Source organism: Paenibacillus sp. YSY-4.3 (genome assembly GCF_054767475.1).
Window position 1 is genome coordinate 1,016,039 of record NZ_BAABMC010000001.1, and the last position, 22,868, is coordinate 1,038,906.

General features: G+C 50.5%; 22 protein-coding genes and 1 tRNA gene. 21 read left to right on the forward strand and 2 right to left on the reverse strand.

Annotation, left to right across the window (positions count from 1 at the left end; all coding sequences use genetic code 11):
• Positions 1 to 12 precede the first annotated feature (12 nt).
• The 7 genes from trhA to trmD all read left to right on the forward strand — a co-directional run bounded on the left by trhA (position 13) and on the right by trmD (position 4,643).
• Positions 13 to 660: a PAQR family membrane homeostasis protein TrhA gene (gene trhA, locus ACYUJT_RS04775; protein ID WP_460319186.1), complete on the forward strand. Its 648-nt coding sequence runs from the start codon at positions 13 to 15 to the stop codon at positions 658 to 660.
• Positions 661 to 871: 211 nt separating this feature from the next.
• Positions 872 to 1,225 carry a putative DNA-binding protein gene (locus tag ACYUJT_RS04780; protein ID WP_460319188.1) on the forward strand — a complete coding sequence of 118 codons (354 nt, stop codon included), beginning with the start codon at positions 872 to 874 and terminating at the stop codon, positions 1,223 to 1,225.
• A gap of 78 nt (positions 1,226 to 1,303) precedes the next feature.
• Positions 1,304 to 2,683, forward strand: a complete 1,380-nt coding sequence (gene ffh / locus ACYUJT_RS04785; RefSeq protein WP_460319189.1) for a signal recognition particle protein — start codon at positions 1,304 to 1,306, stop codon at positions 2,681 to 2,683.
• Positions 2,684 to 2,729: 46 nt separating this feature from the next.
• Positions 2,730 to 3,002 (forward strand): 30S ribosomal protein S16, encoded by a 273-nt coding sequence (gene rpsP / locus ACYUJT_RS04790; protein WP_019638109.1) that lies wholly within the window; start codon positions 2,730 to 2,732, stop codon positions 3,000 to 3,002.
• Positions 3,003 to 3,025: 23 nt separating this feature from the next.
• Complete coding sequence (locus tag ACYUJT_RS04795; protein ID WP_019638108.1) at positions 3,026 to 3,256, forward strand: KH domain-containing protein; 231 nt, start codon at positions 3,026 to 3,028, stop codon at positions 3,254 to 3,256.
• A 116-nt stretch (positions 3,257 to 3,372) separates the two neighbouring features.
• Positions 3,373 to 3,891: a ribosome maturation factor RimM gene (gene rimM, locus ACYUJT_RS04800; protein WP_460319190.1), complete on the forward strand. Its 519-nt coding sequence runs from the start codon at positions 3,373 to 3,375 to the stop codon at positions 3,889 to 3,891.
• 2 nt (positions 3,892 to 3,893) lie between these two features.
• The gene (gene trmD / locus ACYUJT_RS04805) at positions 3,894 to 4,643 is read left to right on the forward strand and encodes a tRNA (guanosine(37)-N1)-methyltransferase TrmD (RefSeq protein WP_460319191.1); all 750 of its coding nucleotides are present in this window, start codon (positions 3,894 to 3,896) and stop codon (positions 4,641 to 4,643) included.
• Positions 4,644 to 4,744: 101 nt separating this feature from the next.
• Here the strand turns inward: trmD and ACYUJT_RS04810 are convergent, their stop codons facing one another.
• A complete protein-coding gene (locus ACYUJT_RS04810) occupies positions 4,745 to 5,662 on the reverse strand; it encodes a polysaccharide deacetylase family protein (protein WP_460319192.1) in 918 nt (305 codons plus the stop codon).
• 643 nt (positions 5,663 to 6,305) lie between these two features.
• Here ACYUJT_RS04810 and ACYUJT_RS04815 point away from each other — a divergent pair.
• The 9 genes from ACYUJT_RS04815 (at position 6,306) to ACYUJT_RS04855 (ending at position 13,687) form a co-directional block, all read left to right on the forward strand.
• Positions 6,306 to 6,384: transfer RNA gene (locus ACYUJT_RS04815), tRNA-Pro, on the forward strand.
• A 606-nt stretch (positions 6,385 to 6,990) separates the two neighbouring features.
• A complete protein-coding gene (gene rplS / locus ACYUJT_RS04820; RefSeq protein ID WP_460319194.1) occupies positions 6,991 to 7,335 on the forward strand; it encodes a 50S ribosomal protein L19 in 345 nt (114 codons plus the stop codon).
• A gap of 102 nt (positions 7,336 to 7,437) precedes the next feature.
• A complete protein-coding gene (lepB, locus tag ACYUJT_RS04825) occupies positions 7,438 to 8,061 on the forward strand; it encodes a signal peptidase I (protein WP_460319196.1) in 624 nt (207 codons plus the stop codon).
• A 43-nt stretch (positions 8,062 to 8,104) separates the two neighbouring features.
• Positions 8,105 to 8,968, forward strand: coding sequence for a ribosome biogenesis GTPase YlqF (ylqF, locus tag ACYUJT_RS04830; RefSeq protein WP_460319198.1), 864 nt, complete (start codon positions 8,105 to 8,107; stop codon positions 8,966 to 8,968).
• A 135-nt stretch (positions 8,969 to 9,103) separates the two neighbouring features.
• Positions 9,104 to 10,078 (forward strand): MraY family glycosyltransferase, encoded by a 975-nt coding sequence (locus ACYUJT_RS04835; RefSeq protein WP_460319769.1) that lies wholly within the window; start codon positions 9,104 to 9,106, stop codon positions 10,076 to 10,078.
• A gap of 170 nt (positions 10,079 to 10,248) precedes the next feature.
• Positions 10,249 to 10,869 carry a ribonuclease HII gene (locus ACYUJT_RS04840; protein WP_460319199.1) on the forward strand — a complete coding sequence of 207 codons (621 nt, stop codon included), beginning with the start codon at positions 10,249 to 10,251 and terminating at the stop codon, positions 10,867 to 10,869.
• Positions 10,870 to 10,981: 112 nt separating this feature from the next.
• Positions 10,982 to 12,991, forward strand: coding sequence for a flagellar hook-length control protein FliK (locus ACYUJT_RS04845; protein WP_460319200.1), 2,010 nt, complete (start codon positions 10,982 to 10,984; stop codon positions 12,989 to 12,991).
• Positions 12,988 to 13,299, forward strand: a complete 312-nt coding sequence (locus ACYUJT_RS04850; RefSeq protein ID WP_460319202.1) for an EscU/YscU/HrcU family type III secretion system export apparatus switch protein — start codon at positions 12,988 to 12,990, stop codon at positions 13,297 to 13,299. Before ACYUJT_RS04845 ends, ACYUJT_RS04850 begins: the two co-directional genes overlap by 4 nt.
• Positions 13,289 to 13,687 carry a YraN family protein gene (locus tag ACYUJT_RS04855; RefSeq protein ID WP_460319203.1) on the forward strand — a complete coding sequence of 133 codons (399 nt, stop codon included), beginning with the start codon at positions 13,289 to 13,291 and terminating at the stop codon, positions 13,685 to 13,687. The genes ACYUJT_RS04850 and ACYUJT_RS04855 overlap by 11 nt, the downstream gene beginning before the upstream one ends.
• Before the next feature lie 118 nt (positions 13,688 to 13,805).
• Here ACYUJT_RS04855 and ACYUJT_RS04860 read toward each other — a convergent pair whose 3' ends face one another.
• Positions 13,806 to 15,410, reverse strand: a complete 1,605-nt coding sequence (locus ACYUJT_RS04860) for a YifB family Mg chelatase-like AAA ATPase (RefSeq protein ID WP_460319204.1) — start codon at positions 15,408 to 15,410, stop codon at positions 13,806 to 13,808.
• A 517-nt stretch (positions 15,411 to 15,927) separates the two neighbouring features.
• Between ACYUJT_RS04860 and sucC the strand changes: the two genes are divergently transcribed.
• From sucC to trmFO, 5 genes are all read left to right on the forward strand, one after another.
• Positions 15,928 to 17,088 (forward strand): ADP-forming succinate--CoA ligase subunit beta, encoded by a 1,161-nt coding sequence (sucC, locus tag ACYUJT_RS04865; RefSeq protein ID WP_460319205.1) that lies wholly within the window; start codon positions 15,928 to 15,930, stop codon positions 17,086 to 17,088.
• A 37-nt stretch (positions 17,089 to 17,125) separates the two neighbouring features.
• Complete coding sequence (gene sucD, locus ACYUJT_RS04870; protein WP_460319206.1) at positions 17,126 to 18,055, forward strand: succinate--CoA ligase subunit alpha; 930 nt, start codon at positions 17,126 to 17,128, stop codon at positions 18,053 to 18,055.
• Positions 18,056 to 18,171: 116 nt separating this feature from the next.
• Positions 18,172 to 19,260 carry a DNA-processing protein DprA gene (gene dprA, locus ACYUJT_RS04875; protein WP_460319208.1) on the forward strand — a complete coding sequence of 363 codons (1,089 nt, stop codon included), beginning with the start codon at positions 18,172 to 18,174 and terminating at the stop codon, positions 19,258 to 19,260.
• 92 nt (positions 19,261 to 19,352) lie between these two features.
• The gene (gene topA, locus ACYUJT_RS04880; protein ID WP_460319209.1) at positions 19,353 to 21,452 is read left to right on the forward strand and encodes a type I DNA topoisomerase; all 2,100 of its coding nucleotides are present in this window, start codon (positions 19,353 to 19,355) and stop codon (positions 21,450 to 21,452) included.
• A gap of 42 nt (positions 21,453 to 21,494) precedes the next feature.
• Positions 21,495 to 22,826 (forward strand): methylenetetrahydrofolate--tRNA-(uracil(54)-C(5))-methyltransferase (FADH(2)-oxidizing) TrmFO, encoded by a 1,332-nt coding sequence (gene trmFO, locus ACYUJT_RS04885; protein ID WP_460319211.1) that lies wholly within the window; start codon positions 21,495 to 21,497, stop codon positions 22,824 to 22,826.
• The last annotated feature ends 42 nt before the right edge of the window (positions 22,827 to 22,868 follow it).

A 22,868-nucleotide genomic window follows, 5' to 3' on the forward strand; every position in this document is an offset into this window, starting at 1 on the left:
AGGCGATACAGTATGGCTAATACGCATACTTATCCGCGCAGAGAGGAAATCGCCAATGCCATTACCCACGGGATTGGATCTGTGCTTAGCGTGGCAGCGCTCGTTCTGCTCATTGTATTCTCCAGTTTGAAGGGGACGGCCTGGCATGTGGTCAGCTTTACAATTTACGGGGTCACCATGCTTCTGCTGTATGTTTGCTCTACTCTCGTTCACAGCTTCAAGGAAGGCAAAGTGAAGGATTTGTTCGAGTTCTTCGACCATTCCTCGATTTACCTTTATATCGCCGGGACGTACACGCCATTCTTGCTTGTGGCGATACGCGGCCCGCTTGGCTGGAGCTTGTTCGGGGTAATTTGGGGAATCGCCTTGCTCGGCGTACTGTTTAAGGCATTCTTCGTCAAACGATTTTTGTTCATGTCCACAGTTTTCTATTTAATTATGGGCTGGCTGATCGTTATCGCTTGGGGACCGCTTACGGCTGCGGTACCTTCCCAAGGCATCGCGTTGCTGGTAGCAGGAGGCATTCTTTATTCACTGGGCACGGTATTCTATGTATGGCGAGCATTTCCTTACCACCATGCGATTTGGCATCTCTTCGTGCTTGGTGGCAGCGTGACGCATTTCTTCGCTATTTTGCTATACCTGCTGCCGAAATGGTAGTAACTAAATATATGCAAAAGATGACTATGGCGAGGCCGCTGTCCGTTTGAACGACAGGCGGCCTCGATCGTTCTCTGCCGAGAAATGTTAGCAGTAAAAGCGTTGATCACATGTTAAGGGAAAGTACTTGACATCATACTTTCCATTAGGTATGATAAAGAACGTTGATGCGCGCTGTAAAGTGTTTTTCCTTGACGGAGGGAGTGCCCATATGAGTCAGGAGAATAGGCTTGAGAAGACGAATCGGATCAACCTTTTGTTTGATTTCTATGAGAAGCTGCTTACAGAGAAGCAGCAGACGTTCCTGAAATATTATTTCCACGATGATTTCTCGCTTGGCGAAATTGCCGCCGAGTTCGGAATCAGCAGACAGGCTGTTTATGAGCATATCAAACGGGCTGAAGGCATGCTGGAGGCATATGAGGAGAAGCTCAGGCTGCTTCATAAGCATGAGGAACGAAGCGCTGTGCTTGTCCGGCTGGGAGAATTGATCGCAAGTAGCGAACTGCCCGCCGTACATAAAGAGGAAGCAAGGAACTTGCTCGACGAGGTTGAGCAATTATGATATGATAAGCCGACTTCCGTCGGCTTACAGGAAGTGTTTGATATGAAGTATTCAATCCTTGAGCGGAGGTGACCGAAGATGGCTTTTGAAGGTTTAACGAACCGATTGCAGAGCGTATTCAGCAAGTTGCGCGGCAAAGGCAAGGTGTCGGAGGACGATGTCAACGAAGCTATGAGAGAAGTGCGGCTCGCGTTGCTAGAAGCGGACGTCAACTTCAAAGTGGTCAAGGAATTTGTCTCCAAGGTGAAGGAGAAGGCCGTCGGCAAGGAAGTGATGGACAGCTTCACGCCGGGTATGGTCATTATTGATATTGTTAACAAAGAGTTGACCGAACTGATGGGCGGCAGCCAGGCGAAGCTGGCGAAGAGCAACCGTCCGCCGACCGTCGTAATGATGGCGGGCTTGCAAGGCGCAGGTAAGACGACAACCTCGGCCAAGCTGGCCAAATTGTTATTGAAGGGCAACCATCGCCCACTGCTCGTGGCCGGAGATATTTACCGCCCGGCTGCCATTAAGCAGCTGCAGGTGCTTGGTGAACAGATCAAGGTACCCGTATTTACGCTCCCGGAAGGCAACAGTCCGGTAGAGATTGCCCGTCAGGCGCTGCAGCATGCGAAGGACAACGGCAACGATTACCTGCTTATCGATACCGCGGGACGCCTGCATGTCGATGAGGAATTGATGGAAGAGCTTCGCCAGATTCACGAAGTAACGCAGCCGGATGAAGTGCTGCTTGTCGTTGACGCGATGACCGGTCAGGACGCTGTTAACGTTGCGGAGAGCTTCAATCAGCAGCTTCAGTTGACGGGCGTCGTGCTGACTAAGTTAGACGGCGATACTCGTGGCGGTGCGGCATTGTCGGTCAAAGCCGTTACTGGATGCCCGATCAAGTTCGCGGCGCTAGGCGAGAAGATCGACGCTCTTGAGCCGTTCCATCCGGAACGGATGGCTTCACGGATTCTCGGCATGGGCGATATGCTCTCGCTGATTGAGAAGGCCCAGTCGAATATCGACACTGAGAAAGCCAAGGAAATGGAACGCAAAATGCGCAATGCCGAGTTTACGTTCGATGATTTCCTGGAGCAGATGGAACAAGTCAAGAAGCTGGGTCCTCTGGACCAGATCATGGATATGCTTCCCGGCATGGGCAAGATGAAGCAGATGAAGGATATCAAGGTCGATGAGAAGCAGATGGGACGCGTTGAGGCGATCGTCCGCTCCATGACCAAGGAAGAGAAACAGAATCCGGACATGATCAACCACAGCAGACGCAAGCGTATCGCTACAGGCAGCGGTACATCGCTCGCGGACGTGAATCGGCTGATCAAGCAGTTCGATGAAATGCGCCGGATGATGAAGCAGTTCTCCGATATGATGGGGCCGAAAGGCAAGGGCTCCAAAATGATGAAGCAATTGCAGGCGAAAGCTGGCAAAGGGATGCGGTTTCCATTCCGTTAAGCCGTAACAATATGATGAATTGATTCTTTGAAGGAGGTGAATTTTCATGGCAGCTCGTATTCGTTTGAAACGCATGGGTGCTCATAAAGCTCCTTTCTACCGTATCGTGGTTTCGGATTCCCGTTCCCCGCGTGACGGCCGCTTTATCGAGGAAATTGGTTACTACAACCCGGTCGCTGAACCGGCAGCAGTAAACATTGACGAAGAGAAAGCGTTGAAATGGCTTCAAAACGGTGCGCAAGCATCTGATACTGTCCGCAACTTGCTTAGCAAAGCAGGCGTAATGAAGAAATTTCATGAGCTTAAGCAGCAGAAATAATTGCTGATTCGGAGGGTCCCTTTATGGAACAATTAGTCGGCGTTATTGCGAAGGCTCTTGTTGATCATCCGGACGATGTCCGTGTGGAGGTCGTAGAGAAGGAACACCTGATTGTGTACGAACTATCCGTGCATCCTGACGATGTGGGGAAAGTGATCGGCAAACAGGGAAGAATCGCTAAGGCGCTCCGCACGGTTGTGGCATCGGCAGCCGTTAAGATGGATAAGCGGGTCACCGTGGATATCATATCTTAAAAATATACGAAAGAGGGTTAGGATGACTGTCCTAGCCCTTTTTCGTACATGCTGAAGCTGAAGCCGGAAATAGAGTACGATGAAGTAAACGATAAACTTTTATCAAGGAGGATGTTATGTCGGATTCATTGCTGTCTGTTGGCAAAATAGTTAATACACACGGCATCCGCGGAGAACTGAAGATTATTTCCAGCACGGATTTCCCGGAGGTGCGCTTCGCCCCGAAGAACGAGCTGACCTTGGTTCATCCGGAAACCGGAGAACAGGTTCAAGTAACGGTCGCTTCTGCACGCCCTAATAAAGGGACGTTCATCGTTCGATTCACGGGGTATGACAATATTAATCAGGTTGAAAAATTTAAGGGCTTCGACGTGAAAGTCAGTAAAGAGGATTCCATTGAGCTGCCGGATAACGAGTATTACTTCTATGAAATCATCGGTTGCCGTGTCGTAGATGAAGAAGGGGAAGAGCTTGGTGTCATAGAGGAGATTCTCCGCCCGGGCGCAAATGATGTCTGGGTAGTCAAAATGCCTTCCCGCAAGCAGCTCCTGCTCCCGGTCATTGACGACGTCGTGCTTGACGTAGACGTGAAGGCGAAGCTCGTTAAAGTTCACCTTATGGAAGGATTGCTGTAAGCATGAGAGTGGATGTATTGACGCTGTTTCCGGAGATGTTCACGGGCGTGTTTGGGACGAGCATTCTTGGCAAGGCTCAGGATAAGGGAATCGTATCCTTAAAGCCGGTCAATTTTCGCGATTATGCCGGAAATAAGCATGGTACGGTGGATGATACGCCGTACGGTGGCGGTGGGGGAATGGTGCTAAAGCCTGACCCGATTTTTCGGGCAGTGGAAGACTTGTTGTCTGATAAGGCTGCGGATGCGCCGGCAGCCCGTATTATCCTGATGTGCCCGCAAGGCGAGAGCTTCACGCAGAGTAAAGCGGAGGAACTGGCCAAGGAGGAGCATCTCATCTTTATATGCGGCCATTATGAGGGGTATGACGAACGGATCAGGGGGCACCTCGTAACGGACGAGCTGTCGATCGGAGATTATGTGCTGACGGGCGGGGAGCTGCCGGCGATGGCCGTCATCGATAGCGTCGTTCGCTTGCTGCCGGGTGTGCTCGGAAACGAGACTAGCGCCATCACCGATTCTTTCAGCACAGGGCTGCTGGAATATCCGCATTATACCCGGCCTGTGGAGTTCAGGGGCTGGAAGGTGCCCGATATCCTGCTGAGCGGACATCATGCGAACGTAGCGGATTGGCGCCGAAAAGAGGCGCTGCGCAGAACGTGGCTGCGTCGTCCCGACATGCTGGAGCATGTTGAGCTTACTCCAAAGGATCAAAAGTGGCTGGAAGAAATTCGAGCGGAGCATAATGAATAGAGAATTTAAAGGGAAACCCTCGCCGGCGGCGAGGGTAATTTGTATTTTAGACTATAAAACTGCCGCTGATCGCGGTTTTGATCGCGTGATAAATGCTTTTCTTAAAGACCCCCATTTTGCAATAATTCCGCCATATTGGTTGCCGAGGTCACCGTGAAGCGGTTGAGCCTCATGAGAGAATCGCCAGGTTTAACGAAACCCTGAATTACGGTAAAGGCCATCCGGTAGTTGTTTTGTTGCAGCGAATAAACCATTTGCGTGCTTTTCTCGCCGAATGGGTAGGCAAAATACGGGGTATCGATGCCAATTTCCTTCATTTTGGCGATGTCAGCCTCCAAGTTTTGCGTATCGAATCCCGAGGCGTAATCCAGTCCGCATTTCTTAAAGCCTTTTTGATGCAGATCATACGTATGGCTGTGATATTGAAATACGTCAGAGGAAGCCTTGATTTCCTCAAAGGAGAGGAAGCTCTTTTTTGCTGGATCAAAGGGCGATGTCTCTGGCTGTATTCTGCTGCCGATGACGAAGATGGTCGCGTGAAATCCGTATTTTTTCAAAATAGGATAAGCATAAATATAGTTGTTCTGATAGCCGTCATCGAAAGTAATGACTACAGTTTTGGCTGGCAGGGGCGCTTTGCCGAGTACATACTGCTCCAGTTCCTCCATCGTAGCCGTGTAGTACCCTTGCTCATGCAAGTAATTCATGCCCTCTTCAAAGGCTTCCAGCGTAATGATCGATTTATTGTTGGGTTGATCGTTGTAGGCCTGTGGCGTAATGTAATGATACATAAGAACAGGGATCTGCTCGGCAGTGCCGGGCTGGATCGAAAAATTGGCGGGAAGCTTCAGGTTGTTGTCCTGCTGTGAGTGAGTCATTACAAAGGCTTGATCCTTGACCAAGCTCCAAGAACTGCAGGCTTTGCGCGATAGGACTGTACCGGGATTGGCAACAGCCACAGCGTAAAGGATAATGATGAAAGCAAGCGAAATCAAAGCATAATTCTTAATCCGATGCATAATGACTCTCCTTTTTCAATAACATGCCATTCTATTGTATATGAAACCAGGTATGGAAAAGGTTTAGAAATAGTAAACTATTCATTAATTTTTTTTTGCAGGACTGGCACCTGTTTGCTTATTGCCGAATAGGATGAATATGCACGTATATTTCTTGTCGTAAAACAGAGCATATGATGTAGAAATTTTTGTTTCAGGGTTGAAGCTTCTGGTTAAATAACTAGAAGCGTCTAATCACGCTTATTTGTTTGGGAGGCTAGAGCTTCATGGAACAGACAGAGAAGAATGAACAACAGCAGTCTCAGGATCATGGAAGAAGTGAAGATGATCGCATGTTGACGGTAGACGATATCCTGGAATTTTACGCCGGCCGCCGGAATTAGCTTGTGCAGCGAAGGAGGGACCTGGATGTTAAGTGAATACTTAATTGACCCGATAGACGCAGAATTCGAATTGTTGAACGAGAACTTGCCATATGATTGAGGACAGGGTGATATGTCAAAGATAATAAGAGCGTTTACAGTGAGTTGTCACTGTAAACGCTCTTTATCTTCTGGTGGAAGGCGTACTGGACATCATCCCTTGGAATATGCTAATATTTCTCATATATGAAGGGTAATTACATATACATATATTAATCAAATCGGGGTATGGCGCAGTCAGGTAGCGCGCACCCTTGGGGTGGGTGAGGCCGTGGGTTCGAATCCCGCTACTCCGATCCAATAAAGTTATGCAAAGAGACTTACATTCTCTTGCATAACTTTTTTATTATAAGGGTTTATTGATTATTATATTGAATTCAGACAGTAGAATCATGATAGTCAAAGTCTTCTAACATATGCTCTAAAATAATCTGTTCAGTTTGCCAAGTGATTCAGTTTTATTTAAATCTTTATTTTTACATTAATTCCCTAGATCAATGTGGTTGATGGTGTTAGAATGATGGAAATATTAGGGTTGGGGGAATAGAAATGATCCTATCGAAGTTGATAGTGAAGTCACTGGTACTATGAAGATATCAACAGTTTCACCAGGGACCCAAACTATGGTTTTTGGTTTTGCATTGAACGGCAGTCCTTTAACATCCCAGTTTGTTTTTTATGTAGATACAAAAGGCTTATTTTAAACTCTATATTAGTATTTTTTGATCAGAGGCTTGCAACGACAGGTGACAGGGTTTGCACTTCTTATTATCGCTTGCTAACGCTGGTTAAATGTGATAAAATTTTTCTTGTTGTGAATTCGGTGGTCCGCTGCGGATGATGAGGGAGAACAATGGGGTTCTCCGGAAGAGGCAAGAACACCTGAGTGGAAGGAGGGAGTCATAGATGAATATCGTACAAGCGATTACGCAAGAACAACTTCGCAAAGATATTCCGAGCTTTCGTTCCGGTGACACTTTGAAAGTGTTCGTTAAGGTTATCGAGGGAACTCGTGAGCGTATCCAGTTGTTTGAAGGTGTTGTAATTAAGCGTCGTGGCGGCGGAATCAGTGAAACTTTTACAGTTCGTAAAATTTCTAACGGTGTTGGCGTGGAAAGAACTTTCCCGCTTCATTCCCCGAAACTCGATAAAATCGAAGTGGCTCGCCGTGGTAAAGTGCGTCGTGCGAAGCTATACTATCTTCGTGAACTACGCGGTAAAGCAGCTAGAATTAAAGAAGCGCGTCGTTAATTCGTTAACGATCAGGGGGGGCTTGTATTATTCAAGCCCCTTTACTATTTCTTCTGACTGTCGTAAGGCTACATAATCCATGACAAAGTGAGGTTGCGAACAATGGAACAGCAATTTCAATCGGAAACAGGTCAATCGGGCGTTACGCAAGATCCGCCAAGTAAAGAAAAAAACGAGGCTTTGGAATGGCTGAAAGCGATAGTAATTGCTGTCGTGCTGGTTCTTGTCATCCGTTGGCTGTTGTTTGCTCCTTTTATCGTAGATGGAGAGTCGATGCAGCCGAACTTTCATACAAGCGAGAGAATCATCGTTAACAAAATACTTTATGACATCCGTGGGCCAAAGCACGGCGAGGTCGTCGTATTCCATGTGCCTTCGCAGGGCCGAGATTTCATTAAACGGGTGATCGGCGTTCCTGGCGATACGGTGCAGGTCGAGGGCGATACCGTTATGGTGAATGGGGAAGTAGTAGACGAAACTTACATTAAAGATGTCGTAAATGAGAAGCATAACAATAATCAGCTTTATAATACAGAAGGAAATTTCCCGAATGAATTCGTTCAAGAGAGCACGGTTCCGGAGGGGCATATTTTCGTACTTGGGGACAATCGCTCCAATAGTACGGATAGCCGCCGAATCGGGTTTGTGCCGTACAAGGATATCGTAGGGAGAGCGGACCTCGTGTTCTGGCCCTTCAAGGATATCAAAGTGATTAAGCATAAATGAATGAATACCCGAAAGCGGGATCAACGGGAACTGAGGTGATGACATGACGATACAGTGGTTTCCCGGACATATGACGAGAGCGCGCCGTCAGATTCAGGATAAGCTGAAGCTGATTGACGTCGCAATAGAACTGGTGGATGCGAGGCTGCCTTTGTCTAGCCGCAATCCGATGATTGATGAAATATTGCAGGGCAAGCCGCGGATGATTCTGCTCAACAAAGCGGATCTGGCAGACCCGGCGGTCACGCGCGAATGGATTGATTATTTCAAGAAAGAGGGCTTTGCCACTGTTGCCATCGATGCTTCCAGCGGTCAGGGCGTTAAGGAAATTCCGGCATTAGCAAAAGAATTACTTCAAGACAAAATCGAGAAGCAACTGGCTAAGGGCATGAATCCGCGAGCGATCCGAGCGCTGATCGTTGGGATTCCAAACGTCGGCAAATCCACGCTAATCAATCGGATGGCCGGGCGAAATATTGCGGCAACCGGCGATCGGCCAGGCATTACCAAGGGACAGCAGTGGATCAAGGTAGGTACGGAGATGGAACTGCTGGATACGCCGGGTATATTATGGCCCAAATTCGAGGATCAGAATGTGGGCTACCGTTTGGCTATGACCGGAGCGGTCCGTGAAGAAATACTCAACATTGAGGATATTGCTTTTTTTGCAGTAAAATATTTAGCGAAGTATTATTGGGAGCCGCTCGCTGAACGATTCGAACTGGAAGAGGCCCCGCAGGATTTTGAGAATCCGGATGAAATCGTGGCCGTCATGGAAGCCGTAGGACGCAAACGCGGCTGCTTGGTCAGTGGCGGACGGGTAGATCTTGAGAAAGCTTCCGGCGTATTGTTGCGCGAACTGCGGGCCGGAAGGCTAGGAAGATATTCCCTGGAATCCCCATACTGAATTCATCTTAACCGCCTTCCATCAAGGGAAGGCGGTTATTTTGTTAGAGCATAATACAGTCTGCCGAGGCTGGTGAGTTACCTAGAATATCGACAATCTTTCGTTAAGATTGTATAATCTTGTTGATTATACTTGATGGTGGTGTTGATCATTATTTACGTAGTTTCGTTAATTATGTCGTTTCTTATCGTATATTTGCTTATTCCTCCGTTTGGGAGACTGGCTTTTCGGCTCGATTTCGTAGATAAACCCCGGAAGGATGTAGAACGCAAGCTGCACCGGGAGCCGATTCCGCTTACGGCAAGCTATGTTATTTTTATTGGCTTCTTTGTTACATATTTAGCCATCGGCCGAGAGTTCAACATGGAGACGCTGGCGATATTTATCGGCGGAGTATTGCTGCTCGTGATTGGCACGCTCGATGATTGGTACAAGACGAAAGGCAAGGATTTTCCGGCTCTTCCCAAGCTGATCGTCCAAGTATCGGCTGCCGTGATCGTATATGCATCAGGTATTTCGTTTACTGGCTTTTTCAACCCAATCTCGGGGGAATATGTGGTGCTACCGGGAATATTGCAGTGTATTCTGACGATTCTGTGGATCTTCGGAGTAACTACGGTTATTAATTTCTCGGATGGCTTGGACGGGCTGGCCGGAGGACTATCGGCTATATCGGCAATTACTCTGTTCATCGTTGCTTTAACCAAAGGTCAATCGACTTCTGCAATTATGGCAATCATCCTCGTCGGGGTAACGCTGGCTTATTTGCGATACAACAAGCCGCCGGCCAAAATCTTCATGGGGGACGCTGGGGCGACGTTTCTTGGTTTCATTTTAGCAGTAATCGCTCTGGACGGGGCATTTAAGCAAGCTACGGTGCTATCGCTCTTTATACCTGTATTGGCGCTTGGCGTGCCGATTTTCGATAATATTTTCGTTGTGATCAAACGTTTTTTGCAGGGGAAATCCATTTACGAGGCAGATGCGAGCCAGGTTCATTATCGCTTGCTGCGAGCGGGTCTTACCCACCGGCAAACCGTCATGTTTTTAATGCTGATCAGTACATGTCTTTGCCTGTCATCGATTATCCTGCTCCTTATTCAAACTTAAATTAAGTCAGGCCGGGAGAAGCGCCCCGGTCTTTTATTTTGCTTAAAGTCTATATAAAAGAAGCTTAATTTCCGATATTACTGATATAACCGTATACGGAACTCGGATTTGGTTTGTATGATTTGGTTGTATAGGTTGGGACGGTGGGTTTGCAAATACAAGGAGGCACAATGAGTGATTTACTAGATTATGAAAAAGAATATTGGCAGCGTTCGTTCCATCATATCGCGGGAATTGACGAAGTCGGGCGGGGCTGCTTGTTCGGCGACGTCGTTGCCGCGGCGGTTATTTTGCCGCATGGATTAGTGTTAGAGGAAGTCAATGATTCCAAGAAACTGACCGCCAAAAAGCGCGAGAAATTATACGATATCATTATGAAAGAAGCACTGGCCGTGGGCACGGGGTTCGTCGATGCGGAAACGATTGACCGTCTTAATATTAAACAGGCGACGCGCCTTGCGATGAAGCAGGCGGTAGAGCAGTTGGCGATTAGGCCGGATTTTCTTCTCATCGATGCGGAGAAGGTCGATGTCGACATCCAGCAGCTTGCGGTGATCAAAGGGGATGCGGTAAGCCAATCCATCGCCGCCGCTTCGATCGTGGCCAAGGTGACTCGCGACCGCTTATGCGAAGGCGAGTGGGACGTGCGATATCCGGAATACGGCATCGCCGCGCATAAAGGTTATGCGACTAAGCTGCACCGGGAACAGATACAGGCTCTCGGCCCAACGCCCATGCATCGCAAGAGCTTTATGCGTAATTTATTCGTGCAAGAACAGACGTTGTTTTAAAGAGATTATAAGCATCTAAAGTAAGAACATTAAACAACGTTTCTTCATATCATGACCCGTCTTGAGTAAGGCGGGTTTTCCGTATCATTGATGTTAATACAGGAGGATGCTCATGAATATCGGACCGCTGATGCGCAGTCTTATGGGGGATACCCGGCCAGGAGAACCGCGAGCGTTAGAACTTAAAACGGGACAAATCGTGAGAGGGACTGTGCTGAGTGTCTCGGAGGATGGACAAGAAGCGGTCATACAGGTACAGGGCGTGAAGCTTCACGCCGCCCTGGAGACTCCGCTTCGTCAAGGAGAAACGACGTTGCTGCAGGTACAGCAGCCGTCAGCTGACGGATTGGCTGTATTAAAGCCTGTTGGCTCAAATACGGCTGCACCGATGTCTGCTGCTTCGCTAGCAAACGCCTTGTCGGCTATGGGACTGGAGGATACGGCGGGAAATCGCGAGCTGGTGCAGATGATGCGGGCTAGCGGCCTGCCTTTAACCAAAGAGAGCTTGCAGACGCTGCAGCAGTTAACTTTACATAAACCAGCAGCTGTACCGATGTCGGAATGGATTCAAGCTGCGGGAATTGCGCTGGGACGGGGTCTTCCGCTGACGGGAGAGACGGTTGCGGGACTGCACCAGGCCGTATTTGGCCCGCCGCTTCACGAGCTGATTTCAACGCTGGATGAATTGCTTGGTAATGTAGTGCGTTCAGCTGTAGGGAACGGGGCCAAGGTTGCTGCCGGAAATCGGGTTGTGCCGGATCAAGCGCAGGGGCAGATGGCAACAGGCCAACCGTCCGCCCAGGGGGGTAATGCTGCTTCCGGTCAGGCTCCTGCTGCCAGTGCTTCGTCTACAGCGCATTCAGCGGCAGCTGCAGGCAACCCGGCAGGCGGACAGGCAGCCGCACAAACGGCACAGGGCGGACAGGCAGCGATGCTAAGCGCTGCTGCGCCATCCGTCGAAGCGCTAGCAGGTAAGCTGCAGCAGGTGCTGCACGAGCTGCGCGCGGCGATGTCGCCGCCAGGCGGAGCAGCAGCCGCAGAGCGGGGCGCGGCAAGCCCGCCGCCGCAGAGCCCGGCCGGCGCGCCAACCGCCGCGGCCGGCAGTGCCGCTGCGCATGCGGCAGCGGCAGCGGCGCCTGCAGCGCAGGCGCATGCGCAAGGCGAAGCCCCTCCGGGCGCTTCGCCAGCGCTGACGCGTCCCGCCCCCGAGGCAGAACCGTGGGTGGGACGCGTGCTCAAGCTGCTCGGTGCGGAGCACGAGCAGCAGGTGCTGCGCGCTGCGCCAAGCAGCGCGCAGGAGGCGCCGCCAGCCGCAGGCGCGGCGCAGCGGGCTGCCGCCGGGGGCGCGGAGGCGCCAGGCGGCAGTGGGCAGGCCGGCAGCGCGCCTGCGGCCGCGCCGGACAATGCGGCGGCGCCACGCGGCGAAGTGGCCAGCGGCACGCTGCAGGCCAGCGCAGGCGCAGCCACGGGCGGCGCCGACAGGGCAGCCGCTGCGGTGCCCGGGGCGCAGACGCATGGCGCAGCTGCCGCGAGCGCCGCAGCACAGCAAGCTGGCGCCCTGCCAGAGGCAGCGGCCCGCGAGACGCTGAAGGGCGTGCTGCTGCAATTGCTGGCTGCGGATGACGTGCCGGCACCACTGCAGGAAGCTGCCCGCCAGCTCGTCCATCAGCTTACAGGGCAGCAGTTGCTGCTGAATACGGACCGTACCGCGCCTTTTGCGCAGGTGACGCTGTTCCTGCCCTTCGTTGGTGCGGACGGCGAACAGACTGCAGCCGTCCATATCGAGTCCCGCCGCGGCCGCAAAGGGGAGCTTGACGCGGCCAATTGCCGGCTCTGGTTCGATCTGCAAATGAAATCGCTAGGCTTGATCATGCTTGACGTCCAGGTGCTGGACAAGAAGGTCATGCTGAAAATTTATACTGAAGCGGAGACGACGGGTCAGTTTCTGGAATCAAGGGAAGCGGAGGTTCAGGAGGCGCTGCACACGGCCGGTTACCAGCTTGTATCCCTGAAAAGCGATCTGCTGCCTTCCGTCGAGCCTGAAACGATGGGCGCAAACGAGCCGGGTTCCCCATTTTCGTATACGCCGACGACCTATAAAGGGGTGGATTATCGAGTATGAGCGAGAGCAGCGAAGATCAGCGCCCCTACCAAATCAGAAAAGCTGTCGCCCTTAAATACGATCCATCACAAAGCGACGCCCCGGTCATCGCCGCCAAAGGAAGCGGTTATTTGGCTGATCAAATACTGGAGAAAGCGAAAGAACATGGTGTGCCCGTTCAAGAGGATGCCGCACTCGTAGAAGTGCTCTCTAAATTGGATTTGGATCAGCAGATTCCCCCGGAGCTGTATACGTTGGTAGCTGAGATACTCAGCTTCATATATCGTACAGATAAAATGGCAGAGAAGGGGATTTCCCATGAATATTGACCCAAATGGCAAGCGGAAGCGCCCTTTGGATAGAAGAAAGGCAAGAGGCCGATTGGCCGAGGAAGCCGGAGCCCGCTATTTACAAGAACAAGGTTACGTGCTGCTAGAGCGCAATTGGCGCTGCCGTTCTGGAGAAATCGACATGATCGGAAGAAAAGACGGCGTGATTGTAATCATAGAAGTGAGAAGCCGGAGCGAACATAATGAACAGTTCGGGACGCCCGCGGAATCCGTAACGCCTCGCAAAGTCAAGCAAATCAGAGAGACTGCGGCGGTATATTTGCATAGGACGCATCAATATAACGAACCGGTTCGGTTCGACGTCCTGGCGGTGCAGATGAGAAGGGACGAGATTATTTCCATCGAGCATATCCCCGCTGCATTTTAACGTTAGTGTTCTCACGGAATGTAAACCATATAGCCCTGCTGTCTAAGAAGCGGCCAGAAATGCTCTGATCGCGCCCGAAGACGGCAAGGCTATGTTTGTTTCGTATAGATCTGCCGAGTTACCCGAGCGTATCCGCGATTCGGCGATCAAGCTGGCGGTACTGGATCGCTTCGGCGACATGGCCGGCAGAAATGCCTGCTGCCCCTTCCAAATCCGCTATCGTGCGGGAAAGCTTGATGATCCGGTCATAGGCACGCATGCTGAGACCGATCGATTGGAAAGTGGCTTCAAGCAGTTGCACCGCTTCCCGCTCCATCCTGGCATATTCCCGCAGCAGCTTACCGCTTAGCTCGCTATTACTGGAGATTTCAAAATTGTTGTAACGCTGCTTCTGCAGCTCCCGTGCACGAAGCACCGCCTCTCTCATTTCCCCAGAGCTTACCGGCTGCTTGTCGTCCGGCCATGCTGCCGGCAGCGGAACCTCGACATGCATATCGATGCGATCCAGCAGAGGGCCGGAAATGCGCTCCCGGTACTGAGCGACCCGGTAGGGGCTGCAGGTGCAGCGTGGCAGCGGTGGCTGGCCTCCAAAAAATCCGCACGGACAAGGATTCAAAGAAACCGCAAGCAGGAAGCTTGCCGGGAAAGTGAATGCCGCTCGGCTCCGGCTGATCGTAACTTTACGTTCCTCCAGCGGCTGGCGAAGAACCTCCAGGGCACTGCGGGCAAACTCCGGCAGCTCGTCGAGAAACAGCACGCCATGATGAGCCAGGCTAATTTCCCCGGCCCGCGGAATGCCGCCGCCGCCGACCAGTCCCGCCGCTGAAATCGTATGATGGGGAGAGCGAAAAGGTCTGCTGCGAATTAGACTGGGTTCCGTTCCTTTGAATTTCCCGGCGGAGCTGTAGATTTTCGTTACCTCCAGCGCTTCATCTTCGCTTAACTCGGGCAGAATAGAAGGGAGGCGGCGGATCAGCATCGTTTTACCGGTGCCAGGCGGTCCAATGAGCATAATATTATGCCTTCCCGCAGCTGCAATCGTCAAAGCCCGCTTGGCGTGCCGTTGTCCTAGGACATCGCTGTAGTCCTCCGTCAAGGGACGCCGCAGTTGGGGCAGGCTGCTTGTCTTGTTTTTAGGACATAGTAAGTGATCAAACGATGAGATAACAAGCGGCCTTTCCATGGTCTGTGCCGAATGCTTGTTTGAATTGGAGCGCCCATCAGTTATAGGCAATAAATCGCTTAAATGCTTCAAACCGTAAATTGAAATTCCGCTAATCAGCATCGCTTCCTCCACATTGTCCCTGGAAAGAAGCACTGCGTCAAAGCCTTGGCGTTTGGCCAAATCTACCATAGAAATGACGCCGGGGACGGGGCGGAGCAAGCCATCGAGAGACAGTTCTCCGATCATGAGGATCCGTTCATTTTCGGGCAATACAATCTGCTTGCTCGCAGACAGTATGCCAAGCGCGATCGCTAGATCAAAAGCGGAGCCTTCTTTGCGCAGATCAGCCGGCGCCAGATTTATCGTTACCCGCTGAAGAGGAAAGGCATAGCCACAGTTCTTGATCGCCGATCTCACTCGTTCAACAGCCTCGCGCACGGCGGAATCCGGCAAGCCTACAATCATCGTTTGCGGAATGCCGTTCGACAAATCTACCTCGACCTCGATTAATCTGCCATCTATCCCGTAAAGACATGCGCTGTACAATTTACCGTACATAATAAAAAAACACCCCTTCTTTTCATTTGCAGCATTGGCATGACACGTCCAATGCCGAATTTAGGAAAAGGGTGCTTCCTCAACTTTCCGACAATCTCATGACCGTATATTAGAAGAAAATCCACGAAAAGTCAATAAACGAGCGTAGAGCAATTGCTTTGTTCTGGTTCGCTATTAAAAAAGTTACATGATAAAAATTGGCTAGAGATATGCGGCTTACAGGTCGATCTATCTCGATATGATATATTTTACCTGGATAAAGCGAGGCGGGGATTTTGACTCAATTTGCCGAAAGGTCGTATTTTATCAGCTGTGTAAAGGAAGGGGCAAATCCGGCGGAATTCCTGAAAATGGAGAGACCCGGAATATGACCTATATCGGAATTAGATCGAACCGATATAAAAAAGTTGTGTATAAAGAATGAATTTTTAAGGAAAGCGTTTTAAAAACATGGTACAATGAACTGGGTTTCATATGTTCACCTTAATTACCGCCTGTTGATAGGAGGATTCTACGAATGAATATCCATGAATATCAAGGAAAAGAAGTCCTGAAGCAATACGGGGTAGCCGTGCCGAAGGGACAAGTTGCATTTACGGTGGATGAAGCCGTGAAAGCAGCGGAAGAACTGGGCAGCGGAGTCGTTGTGGTCAAAGCCCAAATTCACGCTGGAGGCCGGGGCAAGGCCGGTGGCGTCAAGGTTGCGAAGAATCTGGATGAAGTGCGGGCATATGCCGGAGAAATTCTCGGCAAGGTACTTGTAACTCATCAGACAGGCCCTGAGGGCAAAGAAGTAAAACGCCTGTTGATCGAGCAAGGCTGCGACATTAAGAAGGAATATTATGTCGGCGTCGTTGTCGACCGGGCAACGGGACGCGTCGTACTGATGGCTTCGGAAGAAGGCGGTACGGAAATTGAGGAAGTAGCTGCGGCTACGCCAGAGAAGATTTTTAAGGAAATCGTTGATCCAGCTATCGGCTTGCAGCCGTTCCAGGCTCGCAGACTGGCTTATGCTATCAATATTCCGAATGAGCTGGTGAACAAAGCGGCTCAATTTATGCTGGCGTTGTATGAAGCGTTTGTGGATAAGGACTGTTCCATCGCTGAAATCAACCCGCTCGTTGTTACGGGCGACGGTCAAGTGATGGCGCTTGACGCCAAGCTGAACTTTGATTCCAACGCATTGTTCCGCCAGAAGGATATTTTGGCGCTTCGCGATCTTGAAGAAGAAGACGAGAAGGAAATCGAAGCCTCGAAATACGATTTGAGCTATATTGCCCTAGATGGCAATATCGGCTGCATGGTCAACGGCGCAGGCCTGGCGATGGCGACGATGGATATTATTAAATATTACGGCGGCGATCCTGCCAACTTCCTCGATGTAGGGGGCGGCGCAACCGCAGAGAAAGTAACGGAAGCTTTCAAAATCATTTTGTCCGATGCGAAAGTCAAAGGAATTTTCGTCAATATTTTTGGCGGCATCATGAAATGCGATGTCATCGCTTCGGGAATTGTTGAGGCTGCGAAGCAAGTGGGTCTTGATCGTCCGCTTGTTGTGCGGCTGGAAGGAACGAACGTCGAGCTCGGGAAGAATATTTTGGCGAATTCGGGTCTTGCGATCGTCTCTGCTGATTCCATGGCCGACGGTGCTCAGAAGATCGTCGAACTAGTATCATAATTTAATCTTCCAATCCATATCAGAGGAGGCTCGAACGATGAGTATTTTGGTCGATAAAAATACAAAAGTGATTACGCAGGGGATTACCGGAAAAACTGCCCTGTTCCACGCGAAAGGCGCCCTGGATTACGGTACGCAAATGGTTGGCGGTACTTCGCCGGGCAAAGGCGGAACGAAGGTGGATATCGCGCTGGATAACGGTGAAACGGTAAGTCTGCCGGTGTTCAACACCGTGAAGGAAGCTAAGGAAGCTACCGGGGCGACGGCAAGCGTCATTTATGTGCCGCCGGCGTTTGCTGCGGACTCGATCCTTGAAGCTGTCGAAGCTGAGATGGAGCTTGTGATCTGTATTACGGAAGGCATACCTGTGCTCGATATGGTCAAAGTATCCCGTTATATGGAAGGGAAGAAGACAGTATTGATTGGGCCGAACTGTCCTGGCGTTATTACGCCTGGAGAGTGCAAAATCGGAATTATGCCGGGATACATTCATATGCCAGGTCATGTTGGCGTAGTATCGCGGAGCGGAACGCTCACTTATGAAGCCGTTCATCAGCTGACTACCCGCGGCATCGGCCAGTCTTCGGCTGTGGGTATCGGGGGCGACCCTGTTAAAGGCTCGGAGTTCATCGATATTCTGCGCCGCTTTAATGAAGATGACAACACGCATGCTGTCATCATGATTGGAGAAATCGGCGGAACGGCCGAGGAAGAAGCGGCAGAATGGATTCGCGACAATATGAAGAAGCCAGTCGTCGGCTTCATCGGCGGCGTTACAGCACCTCCGGGGAAACGGATGGGCCACGCTGGCGCAATCATTTCCGGCGGCAAGGGGACTGCGAAGGAGAAAATTTCCAAGCTGGAGGAATGCGGCATCAAAGTCGCCCCTACTCCTTCGGAAATGGGCTCCACGCTGGTAAGCGTGCTCGAAGAGCGCGGAATTCTTAATCTCTGCACGACACATTAATAGGTCTCTGTTATAATAGTGGGTAAGGTAAGCAACCTTCTTGGCCAAAATGGCAGGAGGGTTGCTTTTTTTGCTTATTTTCGGTTAATCCACTTATATGACGGGAGGAACAGGAATTGGACAAGCGGTCGATACTTATTGGATTACATGAAAGCCAGGGGCTCGGCTGGAAGCGGATTGAGCAAATATTGAGCCGGGACGACGATTGGGTGCATGCTTTGGATTTTACCGCCACGGATTGGGTGGAGCGGGGAATTGGGGCGGATATCGCTTTAAGGCTGACTAAGACATTGACAAAAAGCTGGATCGAGGAAAGGCTGGAGCAACTGGATTGCAAGGGGATAAGTACGCTGACGATCTTCGATCCTCCGTATCCCTTATTAATGAAGGAAAGCGTTCGGCCGCCTTGGGTTTTGTATGGTATAGGGGATATGAGGCTGCTTGCCGAACCTTCCATCGCCATGGTCGGAACCCGTCTCCCTACGGCTTATGGACGCAAGGTATGCACGGAGTTAACCGCAGCGCTCTGCCGCCGGGGCATGGTTGTTGTTAGCGGGCTGGCCAAAGGGATTGACGGCTACTGCCATGAAGCCGCGCTCCGCTGCGGGGGCAAAACAGTGGCCGTGCTCGGGACGGCGATAAATGTCATTTATCCGCCGGAAAATGCCTCCTTGTATCGAATGATCAGTGAGCAGGGGTTGATTTTGTCGGAATATCCGATGGATACTCCGGGACATCCTGGATTATTTCCGCAGCGCAATCGAATTATTGCTGGTTTAACGCATGGAACGGTCGTCGTGGAAGCGGATGCCCGCAGCGGTTCGTTAATTACGGCTGACGCCGCGCTGGAGGCCGGACGTGACGTTTTTGCCGTTCCCGGGCAGATTACCTCGCCAAAAAGCCGAGGAACGCTTGGCCTAATCAGGCAAGGGGCTAAAATGGTTACCGATGCAGAAGATATTTTAGAGGAATATGATGTCTTGCTGTCTAAAATAGAGGAAAAGGAGGAAGAAATCAGATCAAGCGATGAGTTGACAGATGAGCAGCGCCGCATATACCATATGTTGGAGCAGGATATTTCTACATTTGATGAACTGCTGATCAAGACGAAATGGGAATTTGGACATTTACATTCAGTTCTGTTATCTTTAATCATGAAAAAAGCAGTAATCCAACTGCCTGGTTCTGTTTATAAGGTAATATAGTCCATTCCTTAATGAGAGTGGTCCATAAAATATGACTATATGACTTGTGTATAACATTATTAGTTTGTAATGTTTGAGAGGAGGATGACCCTGTGGCGGATTCACTCGTCATCGTGGAATCGCCTGCCAAGGCGAAAACGATTGGCAAATACTTAGGCAGCAAATACATCGTGAAAGCTTCAATGGGACATGTTCGCGATTTGCCCAAGAGCCAGATTGGGGTTGAAGTAGAGAATGACTTCAGTCCAAAGTATATAACAATCCGTGGTAAGGGTTCTGTATTGAAGGAATTGAAGGATGCCAGTAAAAAGGTAAAGAAAATTTACCTCGCAGCTGACCCCGATCGCGAAGGGGAAGCGATAGCCTGGCATTTGGCCCATGCGCTCGATATGGATGAAACGGAAACTTGCCGCGTCGTATTCAACGAGATTACGAAGGAAGCAGTCAAGGATGCGTTCAAGACACCGCGCAAAATCAATATGGATCTGGTAAATGCTCAGCAAGCACGGCGGATTCTCGACCGGCTCGTCGGCTACAAGATTAGTCCCCTGCTGTGGAAGAAAGTTAAGAAAGGCCTGTCGGCGGGAAGAGTTCAATCGGTGGCCGTCAAAATCATCATGGATCGGGAGAACGAAATTTCCGCATTCACTCCAGAGGAGTATTGGAGCATAACGGCCAAGCTCAAGACGGGAGAGTCTTCTTTTGAAGCGAAGTTTCACAAACTGCATGGAGAGAAGCTCGAGCTGAACAATGAAGAACAAGTAAATGGCATTTTGAAATCAATCGAGGGTGCTGCATTTACGGTTTCAGAAGTGAAAGAGAAAGAGCGACTTCGCCATCCGGCAGCTCCGTTTACGACGAGTTCTCTTCAGCAGGAAGCGGCCCGCAAGCTGAACTTCCGTGCGGCAAAGACGATGTCCGTCGCTCAGCAGCTGTATGAAGGGGTAGATTTGGGCAAAGAGGGAACCGTAGGTCTGATTACTTACATGCGTACGGACTCTACGCGGATTGCCGAGTCTGCGCAAGCTGAGGCGAAGGAATATATAATCGAAAAATACGGCGACAAATACGCACCGGATTCCCCGCGCCAGTATTCGAAGAAAGCAGCTGGCTCCCAGGATGCGCACGAGGCGATTCGTCCTACCTCCGCGCTGCGTGATCCGGAATCCGTAAAATCCTTTATGAGCCGTGATCAATATCGTTTGTATAAACTGGTTTGGGAACGCTTTATGGCCAGCCAGATGTCCTCTGCAGTGCTGGATACGCTTTCCGCAGACATTGCTGCAGGAGACGTTACATTCCGCGCTGTCGGCTCGAAAATCCGCTTTCACGGCTTTATGAAGGTGTATGTGGAAGGGAACGACGATGGAACGACCGATGATGATAAATATTTGCCCCCACTTGTGGTTGGCGACCAGTTGCAAACGGAGGGGATTGAACCGAAGCAGCATTTTACCCAGCCGCCGCCAAGATATACGGAAGCGCGCTTAGTTAAGACACTCGAGGAACTGGGTATTGGACGTCCTAGTACGTACGCGCCTACTTTGGAGACAATCCAGAAGCGCGGGTATGTAGCGATCGAAGACAAGAAGTTCATGCCTACTGAACTCGGGGAGCTAATCATTGAGCAGATGGAACAATTTTTTCCGGAAATTCTGGATGTGGAGTTTACTGCTCATATGGAAGAGGACCTCGATCATGTGGAAGAAGGCGCAGAGGACTGGGTTCGCGTACTGAGCGATTTTTATGAATCATTCGAGAAGCGGCTCGAAGTCGCTGAGGAAGAAATGAAGGAAATCGAAATCGAAGATGAGGTTTCCGACGAAATCTGCGAGAAATGCGGCAAGCCGCTCGTATATAAATTGGGGCGTTTCGGCAAATTCCTCGCTTGCTCCGGGTTTCCGGACTGCCGTAATACGAAGCCAATCGTCAAAGACATTGGCGTAACCTGCCCGAAATGCAAAGAGGGCCATGTCGTGGAACGGCGCAGCAAGAAAGGTAGGGTGTTCTTTGGGTGTGACCGCTATCCGGAATGCGATTTCGTGTCGTGGGACAGACCTTCACCTAAGCCTTGCCCAAAATGCGGAGGGCTGCTCGTTGAGAAGCGCAACAAGCAAGGAGGCAAGCTGCAGTGTACGGCTTGCGATCATGTGGAGCAGATCGAGGAGAATGAAGATACCTCCGATGAATAGACGACAACTAGAGCAGACTTACTGAAACACATTAGGGGGTAAATGAGATTGGAGCAATTAAATAGAGTTACCGTTGTTGGAGCAGGGCTAGCCGGAAGCGAGGCTGCTTGGCAGCTCGCTAAACGAGGCATTCCTGTAAGATTATATGAAATGCGTCCTGTCCAGAAGACGCCGGCTCACCATACCGATAAATTTGCCGAACTGGTCTGCAGCAATTCCTTACGAGCCAATAGCCTGACCAATGCCGTAGGCGTTCTCAAGGAAGAGATGCGCATGCTGGACTCGCTGGTTATCGGCGCAGCAGATCGTAATGCTGTTCCTGCTGGCGGGGCTCTGGCTGTTGACCGGGATGGCTTCTCGGGCGAGATTACTCGCACGCTGCGCGAGCATCCGCTGATTGAGGTTATTAATGAAGAGATACAGGAAATCCCGGCGGACGGAATCGTGATCATCGCGACGGGTCCACTGACTTCTCCGGCGTTATCGGAGCAGATTAAGCGTTTGACCAGCGAGGATTATTTCTACTTCTATGATGCTGCTGCGCCGATCGTGGAGAAGGACTCCATCGACATGAATAAGGTCTATCTGGCTTCGAGATACGATAAGGGAGAAGCTGCCTATTTGAATTGCCCGATGAATGAAGCGGAATTCGATGCGTTCTACGAAGCCCTCATCCATGCAGAAGTTGCTGAATTGAAAGAGTTCGAGAAGGAAATTTATTTCGACGGCTGCATGCCGATCGAAATCATGATGCAAAAGGGCAAGCAGACGGCTTTATTTGGGCCGATGAAGCCGGTAGGACTCGTGAATCCTCATGATGGCAAGCTTCCACACGCGGTCGTTCAGCTGCGTCAGGATAATGCCGCGGGAACACTGTACAATTTAGTAGGATTTCAGACGCATTTGAAATGGGGAGAGCAAAAACGGGTATTCTCGATGATTCCAGGCTTAGAGAATGCAGAATTTGTGCGATACGGCGTCATGCACCGCAATACCTTTATTAATTCGCCTAAGCTTCTTGAGCCGACATATCAGCTGAAGCAGCGGCCAACGTTGTTCTTTGCAGGGCAGATGACCGGTGTAGAGGGATATGTTGAGTCTGCGGCCTCGGGGCTGATTGCAGGGATCAATGCCGCATTGGCAGCAAATGAGCAAGAGGGAATCGTGTTCCCTGAGGATACTACGCTCGGGAGCATGGCTAGATACATCACGACGGCTGATTTCAAGCACTTCCAGCCGATGAATGCCAACTTTGGATTATTTCCTAAGCTGGACACCCGTTATCGCAAAAAAGCGGAGAAGAACGAGGCGCTTGCTCACCGAGCATTGGACAGCTTAAAGGCGTTCATTCATGAAGCCCGGGTTCAAGACTAATTCCAGGAAGTATTGTCCTGTAAGGCGTATCATATAATGATA

Coding starts and splice junctions, on each gene's coding strand:
- trmFO (WP_460319211.1), top strand. CDS start 21,495: ATGAGATTGGAGCAATTAAATAGAGTTACCGTTGTTGGAGCAGGGCTA.
- trhA (WP_460319186.1), top strand. CDS start 13: ATGGCTAATACGCATACTTATCCGCGCAGAGAGGAAATCGCCAATGCC.
- sucC (WP_460319205.1), top strand. CDS start 15,928: ATGAATATCCATGAATATCAAGGAAAAGAAGTCCTGAAGCAATACGGG.
- ffh (WP_460319189.1), top strand. CDS start 1,304: ATGGCTTTTGAAGGTTTAACGAACCGATTGCAGAGCGTATTCAGCAAG.
- ACYUJT_RS04840 (WP_460319199.1), top strand. CDS start 10,249: ATGAGTGATTTACTAGATTATGAAAAAGAATATTGGCAGCGTTCGTTC.
- rimM (WP_460319190.1), top strand. CDS start 3,373: ATGTCGGATTCATTGCTGTCTGTTGGCAAAATAGTTAATACACACGGC.
- trmD (WP_460319191.1), top strand. CDS start 3,894: ATGAGAGTGGATGTATTGACGCTGTTTCCGGAGATGTTCACGGGCGTG.
- ACYUJT_RS04810 (WP_460319192.1), bottom strand. CDS start 5,662: ATGCATCGGATTAAGAATTATGCTTTGATTTCGCTTGCTTTCATCATT.
- ACYUJT_RS04795 (WP_019638108.1), top strand. CDS start 3,026: ATGGAACAATTAGTCGGCGTTATTGCGAAGGCTCTTGTTGATCATCCG.
- lepB (WP_460319196.1), top strand. CDS start 7,438: ATGGAACAGCAATTTCAATCGGAAACAGGTCAATCGGGCGTTACGCAA.
- ACYUJT_RS04855 (WP_460319203.1), top strand. CDS start 13,289: ATGAATATTGACCCAAATGGCAAGCGGAAGCGCCCTTTGGATAGAAGA.
- ACYUJT_RS04850 (WP_460319202.1), top strand. CDS start 12,988: ATGAGCGAGAGCAGCGAAGATCAGCGCCCCTACCAAATCAGAAAAGCT.
- ACYUJT_RS04780 (WP_460319188.1), top strand. CDS start 872: ATGAGTCAGGAGAATAGGCTTGAGAAGACGAATCGGATCAACCTTTTG.
- rplS (WP_460319194.1), top strand. CDS start 6,991: ATGAATATCGTACAAGCGATTACGCAAGAACAACTTCGCAAAGATATT.
- sucD (WP_460319206.1), top strand. CDS start 17,126: ATGAGTATTTTGGTCGATAAAAATACAAAAGTGATTACGCAGGGGATT.
- ylqF (WP_460319198.1), top strand. CDS start 8,105: ATGACGATACAGTGGTTTCCCGGACATATGACGAGAGCGCGCCGTCAG.
- ACYUJT_RS04860 (WP_460319204.1), bottom strand. CDS start 15,410: ATGTACGGTAAATTGTACAGCGCATGTCTTTACGGGATAGATGGCAGA.
- rpsP (WP_019638109.1), top strand. CDS start 2,730: ATGGCAGCTCGTATTCGTTTGAAACGCATGGGTGCTCATAAAGCTCCT.
- ACYUJT_RS04845 (WP_460319200.1), top strand. CDS start 10,982: ATGAATATCGGACCGCTGATGCGCAGTCTTATGGGGGATACCCGGCCA.
- ACYUJT_RS04835 (WP_460319769.1), top strand. CDS start 9,104: ATGGTGGTGTTGATCATTATTTACGTAGTTTCGTTAATTATGTCGTTT.